Consider the following 13,193-nt stretch of genomic DNA (forward strand, 5'->3'; position numbering starts at 1 on the left):
TACCCGATTGAAAAGTAAATTAAGTGAGAACACAGCATCTTCCGGCATTTTTTTATACACACCTGTGAATATTTAATATCCCCGAACAAAACACCGGAACTATAATGGTCTGATTATAAATATAGTAAAAACCCTAATTAAAATTTAAATTCCTGTGAGAATTAATACACAGAATTCTTTTAACAGGGGCTAATAATTACCTTTGTGGCTCCAAAACCCGAAAGAGTTTGCGTACAGACAATTGGATCAACGACGTTAAGACATTCCTTTACAGTTATCATTTTAGCAACGGTTTACGTACTACCATCAGTGTGGTGGTGCCTTCACTGGTATTTATGGCCCTTGGGCAGCTGGAGCTTGGCATTGCCATGTCGATGGGCGCCTTGTGTACCGCCCTCAGCGACGTGCCCGGCACCATTGTACACAAGCGCAATGGGCTGATCATCAGCACCGTCCTCATCTTCCTGACTGCCCTGGGTACGGGATTGCTGATCCCCTATCATTATGCGATGATTGGCTGGATCATTGCCTGCTGCTTCTTTTTTGCCATGCTGCTGGTATATGGTAACCGGGGAGGTAATATCGGCACCGGCTGTTTGCTGGTACTGGTGTCTATCCTGGGGGAATCACTCCAAACACCGTCCATTGTGATGCTGCATGCCTTGATGGTGTTGCTGGGCAGTATCTGGTATGGTTTGCTGGCATTAATCCTCTGGCAGATACGCCCCTATCTGAATATACAGCAGGCGCTGGGCGACTGCATCATTCAAACCGCCCGTTACCTCGAGCTCAGGGCTAATTTTTACACCCCTGGGGTAGATGTTGATGAAAACTACCGCCTGGTAGTGGCCCAACAGGTACTGGTAAACGAAAAGCAGGAAAATGTACGGGAACAGCTGCTCAAACGCCGCTCTGCGCAGCAGGGAACTACGAGCATCAACAAAAGTATGGTGCTAATATTCCTGGACATGGTGGACTTACAGGAGCAGATAATGGCATCTCAAACAGATTATAAAGCCTTACACCATAATTTCAAGGACGCAGAAATCCTGGATAAATACCATTCCCTGATACTCGATTTCGTGGAAGAACTCAAAAATATCGGTATCGCCGTGGCGGCGGGACAACGGAGTCTCCCTAAAGCCAACCTGAAACTGGGAATGGAAAAAGTAAGAAAGCAAATTGCAGAAATTACCCTCAAGCTGCCTACCCTTAAGGAAAGAACGCGAACCATGCCGCTCACCAATATCCTCTCTAACCTGCAGGATATGGCACAGCGTGTATATAACCTCCACCGCCTTACGCGACTGGAACGCCTCAAGGATGAATCGATAGATCCCAAGCTGGAACTGTCCAAATTCACGACCCGTAACAAATACGATTTTGAAACCTTCAAGGACAACCTCACTTTTAAGTCGCATATCTTCCGGCATGCCATCCGCGTGAGCGTGGCTACCGTGGCAGGTTATATCCTGGGCATGGCGCTGGAGCTGGACCGAGTGTACTGGATACTGCTGACGATCATCGTGATCCTGAAGCCAGGATTTGGCCTTACCCGTTCCCGTAGTATACAGCGTGTAATCGGTACCGTATTAGGTGCCTTGTTTGCTGCCGGCCTGTTGTACCTCACCAGCAATGGCACTATTATTTTCTTTGCCATGCTGCTTTGTATCCTCGGTGCTTACAGCTTTATGAGCTTCCGGTATACGCTCAGCGTATTTTTTGTAACGCCGTTTGTAATCTTTTTGCTGCACTTCCTGCACCCCTCGGACCTGTATAATGCAGCCCAGCGTGTACTGGATACCTTCATCGGCGGTACGCTCGCCTTCATAGCCAATATGGTGGTATGGCCCAGCTGGGAGCATACCTTCCTGCCTGATTATATGAAGAAAATGCTGGTCACCAACCGGAATTATTTTGAAAAGGTGATGGGCGTGTATATCAAGGAAGATGTAACCGTTACTGATTTTAAGCTGGCCCGTAAAGACACCTATGTGGCCAGTGCCAATATGATGGCGGCTTTCCAGCGCATGCTCACGGAGCCGAAAAGTAAACAAAAGAACGCCTCCACCGTATATCACTTCGTGGTGCTCAATCATACCCTCACTTCGCACATTGCGGCATTGGGGTCTTATAGTCTGCACCACGGCGTACAATTCCCGAAAGAAGAATACGAACAGGTAACCGATTACCTGCTGCATTACATGGACCAGCTGCTACTCATGCTGGACCCGGCCACCAAAACGCAGGCACAACTGCCGGCAGCTTTAAACACCTTTGAGCAACTGGATCAGCGACTGGAAGAACTGGTGCAGCTTCGCCAGGAGGAAATCAACGCTGGCGTGGGCGCCACACCGCTGCGCGATGAGATGCTGGAAGCCAAACAGGTGCATGATCAGCTGATGGCGATATTGTCGCTGGTGAAGGATATGGGGAAAGCGTTGACGGAGATGTAGCACCGCAATGCTTGTGGTTATTCTCAACAGGATCCAAACGGATACCAAACCATCGCCCTGGTAGCTTGAGCGATTTTACCTTTGGGTAAAATAAATTTTTAGGGAGGCAGCAGGGGAGAAAAAAGCCTGGATGTTAGCCGACATCCAGGTAAAGGTTATAATTTGTTAATGCACTATGTATAAATGTATAACTAAGGTAGTACAAGAAATTCAAATTACCAAAAAACTTAGCACCTATTTTTGGCAACCAAAAACCTTTACCATCAGTCATTTCAAAAGATTATATTATAATTCTCAAAACAATAATACTAATATTATTAGTTTGCATTCTCCTACAAATACTTCCCTAAAAACGCCGCTGTTTTACTCTCCTTCACCTTCGCTACATCCGCCGGCGTCCCCTGCGCTACAATCATCCCGCCTTCCTCACCGGCACCGGGACCAATATCAATCACCCAATCACTGCCAGCGAGCACCCGCATATTATGCTCTACCACAATCACCGTGTTACCGGCATCTACCAGTAAATTCAACTGCACCATCAGCTTATCTACATCGGCAGGATGCAGCCCCGTGGTAGGTTCATCCAGTATATAAAGTGTATTCCCCTTGCCCATGCGCTGCAATTCCGTAGCCAGTTTGATGCGCTGCGCTTCACCGCCCGACAACTCCGTAGCCGGCTGCCCAAGCCGCAGATAGCCGAGGCCCACCTCCCGCAATACGTGCAGGGAATGATACACCCCACTCTCCGCTTCAAAAAAATGATACGCCTCGTCCACCGTCATCTGTAGCACCTCGGCTATATTTTTCTCATTATATTTTATCTCCAGCGTTTTGGCGTTATACCGGGTACCATGACATACCGGACAAGGCGCATATACACTCGGCAAAAACAACAGCTCCACCATCACAAAACCTTCCCCATTGCAGTTTTCACACCTGCCCTTGGGCATATTAAAGGAGAAACGGCCGGCATCATATTTACGTGCTTTTGCAGCCTTCGTGGCAGCAAACAGCTTGCGGACATGATCAAAAAGACCGGTATAGGTAGCGAGGTTGGACCTCGGGATGCGACCAATAGCTTTCTGGTCTACCAGCACCATGCGTTTCACCTGGTCCATCCCACCAACGATACGGCCATCCAGGGTTTCAGGCTTGTCCTCCGCCAGGTCCGGCGCATCATCCTCTTCCGCAAGCGCGGTTCCTAAATGCCCGGCTACCAACTCCACCAGGGCCTGACTCACCAGGCTCGACTTACCGGAACCACTTACACCAGTAACTGCTGTAAATAAATGCAATGGAAAATTTACATCCAGCTGCTGTAGATTATTTCTGGTAATCCCCTGCAATTGCAGCCACTGGCCGGGCTTACGGGGTTGATGTTTGGCAGGTGGAAGTTTATTAAAAAGATATTTAGCTGTTATTGAATCTGTAATCTGATTCAGGCCCTGCGACTCCCCACTGTACAAAATTTCACCACCTTTTTCTCCCGCGAACGGCCCCACGTCCACTATCCAATCGGCATGACGGATCACTTCCAGGTCGTGCTCCACCACAAACAAAGAGTTACCTGCCGCTTTCAGCTTGTCCAGTGCCCGCAGCAGCGACTGCGTATCCGCCGGATGCAAGCCCGCCGAAGGCTCATCCAATACATATACTACTCCAAAGAGGTTAGAGCGTACCTGGGTTGCCAACCTTAACCGCTGCAGCTCTCCCGGCGATAACGTGGGAGTACTTCTTTCCAGGGAAAGATACCCCAGGCCAAGATCCAGCATCACCTGCAACCGGGCCACCAGGTCCACCGCTATACGCTGGATCACCATCGCTTTTTCCGGATGCCGGTCGTCCGATACCTCTTTCATTTTACCCTGCATAATTTCGTATAGGCGTTTCAGTGGGACGGCCGATATCTCCGCAATATCCATTCCTCCAAACTTCACCGACAGTGACTCCCGCCGCAGCCTTTTCCCATGGCACTCCGGGCAGGGGGTGCTCAGCATATATTGCTGCACACGCTTTTTCATCATTGCACTTTGGGTATGGGCAAACGTATGCATCACATATTTGCGTACACCCATAAACGTGCCCATATAACTGGGCTCCATCTTACGTTTTAAAGCATCCTTTACTTCTTCTAAAGTAAAACTGGCATACACCGGAACGGTGGGCTGCTCTTCGGTAAACAGTATCCAGTTACGTAATTTTTGTGGTAAGTCCTTCCAGGGTTTATCGACGTCGTATCCCATCGTAGTAAGGATATCGCGGTAATTCTGCCCCTGCCAGGCTGTAGGCCAGGCAGCCACTGCTCTCTCCCGGATAGTAAGCGTAGGATCAGGCACCATCGACTGCTCTGTAGCATCGTAAATACGGCCCATACCATGACAGGTAGGACACGCCCCCTCGGGCGTATTCGGAGAAAAAGCCTCCGCGTGAATAATCTCCAGCCCCTTCGGATAATCGCCCGCTCTTGAAAAAAGCATGCGCATCAGGTTACTCAACGTGGACACACTACCTACAGAAGACCGCGTAGTAGGTGTCCCCCGTTGCTGCTGCAAGGCTACCGCCGGTGGCAGCCCTTCAATTTCATCCACCTCCGGTACCGGCATCTGGTGAAACAGCCGTCGCGCATAGGGCGACACCGACTCCAAATAACGGCGCTGCGCCTCCGCATATAATGTTCCGAAAGCGAGGGAAGACTTTCCGGAGCCGGAAATGCCTGTAAATACTACTAATGCATCGCGGGGGATGAGGAGGTCAACGTTCTTGAGATTGTGCTCACGCGCACCTCTTACATTCACAAAGCCAGGGGTTGAGTGTTGTTGCATAAGTGTTTATGCCACAAGAATTGTGCCTTTGGGATACTCCAATGAAACCACTGTCCGGAAATTCATTACGTCATTTCCGGACAGCCAGGTTTAGAAATTAAACAAACAATTTAAACCGAATACGTCATATACATCATCGGAAACCGTACGCATATACGATGTACGAATCTCAATGTTGTGATTTTGCTTACCAACTTTAAACCGCACCCCCAGATCACCTGCCGGGCCTACACTGGAACTGCTGCCACTGTATACATAATCTTCGCCACCCCAATAGTCAAAATCCTCAGTATAACTCGCATAATGGTAGCCAAAACCAGCGCCTACAAAAAAGCCAAATCGTTTGCCACTGTTTTTTACAGCACCTGCGCCAAAGTTAAATTCGGCGGTAACCGGTGCATTGAAGGCAAAAGAAGCACTGTTTCCACTATCACCCCATGACGCAGCTATTCCGAAAGTCAGCGGAACACCTATTGAAATAGAGGTTTTACCGGAAGACATCGGGAAACATACCCGCGGGTAATACAGCAACGTGGGAAGCGCCTCCCCTTCGTCACCTTCAGGCACCTGTACCAGGAAACCTGAACCAACACCGTGGCGAAATTCCTGCGCAAAAACATAGGTGCTCATCAAACAGACAACCAGCAGCGTAAATAATTTTTTCATCAGTATAGAATTAGGTATAGAATTATAGGTCGCAAAAAAATACAATTTTTAAAGATTTTGAAAAGAAACCTTAAAAAATAGGCATTTTTTCACATGCGAACTTTTCTTGATAAGCAAATCGCAAACAAAAAGCCGGAATTGCATCATCCGATGCAATTCCAGCTTAAACTTATTTAGACGCTGATTAGCCAGCTGTCACAATCGTAAACTGATCCGTCACCGGCGTTTGAACTTCTAGTAACCTGTCAAAAAACGCCGGCCCCTCCATCGCAAACCAGGGAATAAAATTCTCCTTTCTTTCCTGTAAAGAACCCGCTGGGAATAACCGCGCCTTAATCGTTCTGATCTGGTCCGTTTGCCAGGCAAATTTCTTTTTCTCTGCACGCAGGAACTTATGTTCCAGCTTACTGATGGACTTCATCGCCTTCTTCCTTTCCGCATTGGTAGAAGCCACCAGGGTAACGTCAATGCTTCCCGCTTTCTCCTGCAGGATATCGAACAATCGTTCCATCTCCGCATATTCATCTTTCAATACCAGCGCGGCATCTGTATGTTGCTGCACATAGCCGTTGATGATATCATCGGTGCTTTGAAATAATGTTCGCACCGGCATCTCCAGCTTTTGCAGGCGGGTATTACTCTGTTCATCCACCAGCAGCAGGGAGTTGCGAAGCAGCAATACCGGGTAAGGCACACCATAATGTGCAAACAACTGTTGTAACTCAAGCCAGTAGGCGATTTCCCCGCCACCACCTATGAAGGCTATGTTTGGCAGAATCGTTTCCTGGAACATACCCCGCAGGATCACGTTCGGACTAAACCGCTCCGGATGCGCTTCCAGCTCAGCTTCCAGACTAGCCTGATCAAAAACCGTTTTTGTATGCAATACTTTCCAGAGATCTCCTTCCCGCACAATGCGCTCCCGCAAGCCTGTTTCAAGATAAAACAGGTTGATATCCCTTGGATTTGCCTGAATTTTATAATGATTCCCGATTTTAGAAAGCGTGTCTGCTACCAGGTCGTGCGACCGCTGATGCAACAGTTCATCCTTCATAACGGGAACGTATAAACGTTTTAATGCCGCACTATCCGGCACTACCGTCACCAGCCCGAAACGGCCAAACAGCGTATGTACCAGGTAAAGCGTAGCTTCCTGGATGTTGCTGTGTTCCAGGTAGGCTTTGCGTAAAATCTCCAGCAGTTCCGGCCCATGTGGTAAAAATCCGATGCTGTCCTCAATCTGGTTGATCACCAGCTCCAGTCCTTCCGGCACCATACGGCCTACAGGTCCCTGCTGCTGCGTGTTCCAGGTAAGCGTTTTCCCTTCCAGGTAAATACTACCTAATTCTTCCAGGTCAGCATCTTCACTACCCATATAATATACAGGCACAAAATTATATTGCGGATACTGCTGTTTCAGCTCCCCTGCCAGCTTAATCGTTTGCAGGATTTTGTAGGCAAAATATAGGTAACCGGTAAAAATATTAGGCTGATGGGCGGTACAGACAGTGAAGGTATCAGGGCGGAGTAAACTACTTATATTTTGTTGCACGGCGGCTTCCGGCTCCAGGGTAGCATACTGTTGTTCAAGCGCTGCTACCAGCTCCCTGCGCGGTGTAGCAAATGCCTTACGGGCTTCTATCGCTGCTGCAAAATCCGGTCTAACGGGTGAATATTTGTAAAAAGGCCTTATCTGTGGATCTTCTGCCAAAAAATCTGTTACCAGCTGGTTAAAATAACCTGTTTCCCCATAAGGAATATACTCGAGCATATCTATCAATAATTACGTATGATGAATTACAGATGTGGTGGAGCTCAATGAAACCAATACATCGAAAAATTTGAATGTACGAAGTTAAATAGTTTTTCATTACCAGCACCAGGTAATTAAGGAACGGCAGAATTGCAGGAATAACTTGTGGATATCCTGACAAATGGAAAAAATAAAATTTTGTTACCGGGAGAGATTAAACACCATCTGCTTTAATAGTGGAGAGTAATTTGTCGAGGTTTACGCTGGCAAAACCCGACGCATAGTCGGACAAGCCATAGGGAATGATCAGTTCATTGTTATGAATAATCGACCCGCAACTGTAGAGCACATTCGGTACATACCCTTCGCGCTCGTCCTTCTTCGGCACCAGCAGCGGCTCCCGCAGGCGGCCGATTTCTATACGGGGATCGTTGAGGTCGAGCAAGCTGGCTCCTATACAATAAGTGCGCATAGGCCCTACCCCGTGGGTAATTACCAGCCACCCCTCCGCAGTTTCGATAGGCGAGCCGCAGTTGCCCACCTGTACAAACTCCCAGGGATACTTCGGCGTTTGCAGGATCTGTGGATTCTCCCAGATATTAATTTTATCTGAATACATGATGTAGCCATTAATGCCATCAATGCGGGAGATCATCACATATTTACCACCGATCTTACGGGGGAAGAGCGCCAGGTTCTTGTTCTGTGCTCCTTCCCCGTATAACGGCAATATCTTGAAATTATAGAAATCTTTGGTTTGCAGCAGCTTTGGCTGGATGGTGATACCGTCGTACGCCGTGTAGGTAGCGTAGTAAGTGACCGAACCATCGTCGGAAGTATATTTCACGAACCGCGCATCTTCTATACCGCGACTCTCGGCATCTGAATAAGGAAAAATTATTCTGTCCGAAATATCGGTATCCAGCGAAAAGTTGAGTTCATAATAGCTGTCCGCGAGCCACAACACGCGTTCCAGCTCTTTCTTGAGCAAATGATCTACCTGGTAACGCTGCTGCATATCCCGGATGGTCCGCTTCAGCGCCTGGTATTCGAACTTATCGGACAGGCTGTTTTGTACCTCCTGCATAATAGAATCCGGCAGCTTGATGGACACCGCATTCTGGAAAAAGGACTGTTTCTGGTAAACGGCGTTGCGGATCACCTCCGCTTCATCGATATAGTTACCCGGTGATTCCAGGAATATTTCATTGTGCTGGTCTATCACACCATTTCTGAAAGCAATGGAGGATACGTGTCCTTCTCCCACTGCCCTGAAACTGATGATGATGCGTTTCTCTCCTTCTTCCAGGCCACTCTGATCAATATCTTCAATAATACTTGGGTTAAAGAATGCGGCTGATTCGATGGAATATTCGTTGGTAAAATACGAGCCTATGAGCAGTTTTTTACGATCACTGAGTTCCTCGTAACTGAGCTGCAGTGCCTCAAAGAGGTGACTTACCCTGTCCGCGTGGCGCGCGAAGATCCTGGTTATATTACGATGCCGCCGGGAGAACTCTCTCAGTATAGGCATCATTGTTAGGTTAACCTCGGAATCATCCATTTCTACTACTTTCTGGATAATGGATTTGGCTCTGGCTTCACCATTGAAAAAGAACCTGGCCACCACCCTTTTGAGGTCAGGATAAATTTTCGTGTTTTTCCTCTCTATAGACAATTGCATGTTTAGCACATTTGGTCATCAAATCTCAAAACCGTCGTTCAGTACCATTCCTTTTTTCACAACAACGATACCATCTTTTACAGTGTACTTTTCAAAGTCGCCATCAACAAGGTGTTTACCTCCGTTAATACGTACGTTGTTGCCTATACTAACGTTTTTATCGATGATAGCATTGTTGATCACGCAGTCTTCCCCGATACCGATGGGCGGAAACCCTTTGGCCTGTGCCTTTTCCAGGTCGTCCAGGGTTTGGTAGTAATCACTGCCCATAATATAGCTGTTGGTGACTACCGTTCCTTTGCCAATGCGGGTACGTATCCCAATTACACAACGTTCCAGACGGCTTGCCAAAATAATACAACCGTCGGCCACAATAGTTCTTTCAATGGCACCGGAAATTTTTGCCGGCGGCAACATTCTGGCTCGGGAAAAGATGGTTTGTGACTCATCATAGAGGTTAAACAACGGAATATCGTCTGTGAGACCAATGTTTGCCTCAAAGAAAGAAGGGATATTTCCGATGTCTGTCCAATAGCCCTCATATTGATAGCTAAATACTTTATATCCGGAGGAGATGGCAAATGGAATTACCTGTTTACCGAAATCGGCCTGATCGGGGTTACCCATCAGCATGTCGAACAGCACTTTCCGGGAGAAAACGTAGATGCCCATGCTGGCCAGGTATTCCCTGCCGGCATCCTTCATTTCCGGGCTCACTTCGGAAGCCCATGGTGGCAGCTGTTCCTGTGACGGCTTTTCGGTAAAGGATACGATTGCTCCTTCTTCATCGGTTTTTAGAATACCGAAATCAGATGCTTCCTTGGCTGCCACCGGGATGGTAGCAATGGAGATATCTGCGCCGGTATCTTTATGTTGCTGAATAAATTTGCTGAAGTCCATCTGGTACAACTGGTCACCGGAGAGGATGAGCACATACTCGAAGTCAAAATTCTCCATATGGTGAAGGCATTGCCTCACAGCATCTGCCGTACCCTGGTACCAGGTAGGGTTATCCGGGGTTTGTTCTGCCGCCAGGATGTCCACAAAGCCTTTATCAAAATTGCTAAAGCGATAGGTGTTTTTGATATGCTTGTTCAGCGACGCGGAATTGTACTGTGTGAGCACAAAGATCCTGTTCAACCCGGCATTCAGGCAGTTGGAAATGGGGATATCTACCAGGCGGTATTTACCGGCCAGCGGTACTGCCGGCTTGGAGCGGCGACGTGTAAGCGGGTACAGGCGGGTTCCGGCCCCACCTCCTAGTATAATGGATATTACGGCGTTAGACATATATATAAAGGGAGTTATTTTTTCTGAATCAGGTGCGCATGTTTTGGTAGAGGGCTACATACTGTTGTGCGGAAGATGTCCAGGAGTGGTCCAGGTGCATTCCGGAGAGCTGCACATCGCGCAGTCTGCGTTTATCCTGGTATAACTCAATGGCTCTTTTCACGGCACTGCATGCATCCCATACCGAGGGCTGAATAAACCGGATACCAACGCCGCCGGGATCGCCGAAGTCAGTGACGGTATCTTTCAAACCTCCGGTACTTCTCACAACAGGTATCGTGCCATAACGCAGTGCGTACAGCTGGTTTAAGCCGCAGGGCTCCACCCGCGAGGGCATCAGCAGGAAGTCGGTGCCGGCATAGATCAGGTGCGATAATGACTCATCATACCCAATGTGGAGATTAAATCCGTAGCTGGCATAATTTCTTGTTTCCTGCAACATCCATTCAATATGCGGATCACCACTGCCGAGCACCAGGAAGTTCACTTCTCCGGGCAGCTCGTGTAAACTTCTTCCTATGATTTCAGGGAGAAGGTCAGCGCCTTTGTCGCCCACCAGCCGCCCAATAAATGAAATCAGCGGCAGGGATGCGTCCAGGCCGAACCTTTCACAAAGTGCCTGTTTGTTCACTTCTTTTCCTTCAGGAATCAATTCAGGGGTATAATTGTTCGAAATGCGGGGATCTGTTGCCGGATCCCACACTACGGTATCGATGCCGTTAATGATGCCGCTGGTCTTTGCCCGCTCACTGCTGATAAGGCTTTCCAGGCCATTGGCATTTTGATATAACTCCTCCATGTAACCCGGAGAAACGGTGGTCACCCGCCATGCACATTTGATGCCTGCGGCCAGCGGATTGATACATCCGCCCCAGTCGAGCAACCCTGCCTTCCACAGGTCGAAGCCGGGAAGCAGGTACAGTTTATCCCAGCCAAGCTGGCCCTGGTACTGTGCGTTATGGATGGTTAATACGGATGGTATCTGGCTGAGGCGATTATATTTATAACCATAGCTCAGCATAAAAGGTATCAGTGCAGTATGATGATCGTGGCAATGCATCACATCGGGGTGGTGATGCCATTCGTTTATCCAGTCGAGTACAGCGATCTGGAATGCCAGGAAACGTTCGGTATCGTTAGGGTATCCATAAACGCCCGGTGTGTCGAGCAACCCCGGAATATCTACGAGGTACAGGTCGAATTCGAGGCTGTTATGTCTCTCCTTTAAAATATTAAAATGGTACCACTGATGGCCTAACCACATACCGGACTGGTGTACCACATCAAACTCATGGGTATCGAAAAACTTATTCCTGTAGGCCGGCAATACTACCTTGGCAATATGCCCGAGCTCCTGCTGGTACTTGGGAAGGGCACCTACCACATCTCCCAGTCCGCCGACCTTCGCTACCGGATAACATTCCGCGCTAACGTGTAAAATTTCCATGCTGCTAATTGTATTTCCTTAAGTTAGTTGCAAAAAACTGAAATTCAAAATTTTCTTACCTTGCTGGCACAACCCTTGCCGACGGAGTATTATCTAATAACAGTAATTATGAAGTTTGGTACGGTTCCCGCATCCATGCTGGATGATATAGATTTCAAGATTCCTGCAGAGCCTCTGTGGAACAAGCGTGTATTGAAAGGCACGCCGGTACGCAAGCCCCGCGTTTTTTCCGGCGCCGCCAAATGGGCCCGCAGGGAATGGATAGACCTCCTCTACCCCGCCGGCACCCGCGAAAATCAATATCTCCAGGAATACATCAAACACTTCAACAGCATTGAGCTAAACGCCACCCGCTATAAAATTTACGATGAAACCGCCGTGCGCCGCTGGGGTGAAAAGGCCCGGGGACAAGACTTTGTATTTTGCCCGAAGGTGCCGCAGATCATCAGCCACTACAGCAGCTTAAGCAATGCCGGCGAGCGTACCACCGAATTCCTCGATGGCATGCTGGGCTTTGGTAAACACCTGGGACCCATATTTTTACAGTTAAGTGAGAAATTCAGTCCGTCCCGGCGTGCACAGCTATACGATTATGTGGCCGGACTCCCCGCCGATCTCCAGTTTTTTGTGGAAGTACGCCACCCCGAATGGTTTGAGGATGAGGCCATTCGCATGGAATTGTTCCAGACATTGGCGAAACATAAGGTGGGCGTAGTGATGACGGATACGCCGGGACGGCGCGACTGCCTCCATATGCACCTGACCGTTCCCAAAGCTTTTATCAGGTTTGTGGCCAACGACCTGCATCCTACTGACTTTACCCGCATCGACGACTGGACTCATCGCCTAAAATACTGGCTGGATAAGGGTCTTAAAGAATTTTATTTTTTCCTGCATACCCGCAGCGAAAAGAATATTCCCGAACTGGGCATGTACCTGGCCGACCAGGTGAAAAGAGTATGCGGTATTGAGATAAAAAAACCTGAGTTAATAAAACATTGATTCTTTTTTTGACGATTATATTACAGGAGATGAAAAAGCCGCAATGATATATTAATTTTGCCCTCTCAAA

The 13,193-nt window shown here is 48.3% G+C and carries 8 protein-coding genes; 2 read left to right on the forward strand and 6 right to left on the reverse strand.

Features of this window, described 5'->3' with window-relative positions:
• Nucleotides 1–227: 227 nt before the first annotated feature.
• Nucleotides 228–2,456 (forward strand): FUSC family membrane protein, encoded by a 2,229-nt coding sequence (locus KW844_RS05280; protein ID WP_218375672.1) that lies wholly within the window; start codon nt 228–230, stop codon nt 2,454–2,456.
• A gap of 332 nt (nt 2,457–2,788) precedes the next feature.
• On the opposite strand, the gene uvrA is transcribed toward KW844_RS05280, so the two are convergent.
• The 6 genes from uvrA to KW844_RS05310 form a co-directional block, all read right to left on the reverse strand.
• The gene (gene uvrA, locus KW844_RS05285; protein ID WP_218375673.1) at nt 2,789–5,281 is read right to left on the reverse strand and encodes an excinuclease ABC subunit UvrA; all 2,493 of its coding nucleotides are present in this window, start codon (nt 5,279–5,281) and stop codon (nt 2,789–2,791) included.
• A gap of 90 nt (nt 5,282–5,371) precedes the next feature.
• Nucleotides 5,372–5,947, reverse strand: coding sequence for a hypothetical protein (locus KW844_RS05290; protein ID WP_218375674.1), 576 nt, complete (start codon nt 5,945–5,947; stop codon nt 5,372–5,374).
• 184 nt (nt 5,948–6,131) lie between these two features.
• Nucleotides 6,132–7,718 carry a bacillithiol biosynthesis cysteine-adding enzyme BshC gene (bshC, locus tag KW844_RS05295; RefSeq protein WP_218375675.1) on the reverse strand — a complete coding sequence of 529 codons (1,587 nt, stop codon included), beginning with the start codon at nt 7,716–7,718 and terminating at the stop codon, nt 6,132–6,134.
• 196 nt (nt 7,719–7,914) lie between these two features.
• On the reverse strand, nt 7,915–9,384 hold the full coding sequence (locus KW844_RS05300) for a glycoside hydrolase family 130 protein (RefSeq protein ID WP_218375676.1): 1,470 nt from the start codon (nt 9,382–9,384) through the stop codon (nt 7,915–7,917).
• Between the two features lie 18 nt (nt 9,385–9,402).
• Complete coding sequence (locus tag KW844_RS05305; RefSeq protein ID WP_218375677.1) at nt 9,403–10,674, reverse strand: glucose-1-phosphate adenylyltransferase; 1,272 nt, start codon at nt 10,672–10,674, stop codon at nt 9,403–9,405.
• A 28-nt stretch (nt 10,675–10,702) separates the two neighbouring features.
• The gene (locus KW844_RS05310; RefSeq protein WP_218375678.1) at nt 10,703–12,121 is read right to left on the reverse strand and encodes a glycogen synthase; all 1,419 of its coding nucleotides are present in this window, start codon (nt 12,119–12,121) and stop codon (nt 10,703–10,705) included.
• A gap of 108 nt (nt 12,122–12,229) precedes the next feature.
• On the opposite strand from KW844_RS05310, the gene KW844_RS05315 reads away from it, so the two are divergent.
• Nucleotides 12,230–13,123: a DUF72 domain-containing protein gene (locus KW844_RS05315; protein WP_218375679.1), complete on the forward strand. Its 894-nt coding sequence runs from the start codon at nt 12,230–12,232 to the stop codon at nt 13,121–13,123.
• Nucleotides 13,124–13,193 lie beyond the last annotated feature (70 nt).

This window comes from Chitinophaga sp. sic0106, assembly GCF_019219075.1.
GTDB lineage: Bacteria > Bacteroidota > Bacteroidia > Chitinophagales > Chitinophagaceae > Chitinophaga.

Coding starts and splice junctions, on each gene's coding strand:
- uvrA (WP_218375673.1), bottom strand. CDS start 5,281: ATGCAACAACACTCAACCCCTGGCTTTGTGAATGTAAGAGGTGCGCGT.
- KW844_RS05290 (WP_218375674.1), bottom strand. CDS start 5,947: ATGAAAAAATTATTTACGCTGCTGGTTGTCTGTTTGATGAGCACCTAT.
- bshC (WP_218375675.1), bottom strand. CDS start 7,718: ATGCTCGAGTATATTCCTTATGGGGAAACAGGTTATTTTAACCAGCTG.
- KW844_RS05300 (WP_218375676.1), bottom strand. CDS start 9,384: ATGCAATTGTCTATAGAGAGGAAAAACACGAAAATTTATCCTGACCTC.
- KW844_RS05305 (WP_218375677.1), bottom strand. CDS start 10,674: ATGTCTAACGCCGTAATATCCATTATACTAGGAGGTGGGGCCGGAACC.
- KW844_RS05310 (WP_218375678.1), bottom strand. CDS start 12,121: ATGGAAATTTTACACGTTAGCGCGGAATGTTATCCGGTAGCGAAGGTC.
- KW844_RS05315 (WP_218375679.1), top strand. CDS start 12,230: ATGAAGTTTGGTACGGTTCCCGCATCCATGCTGGATGATATAGATTTC.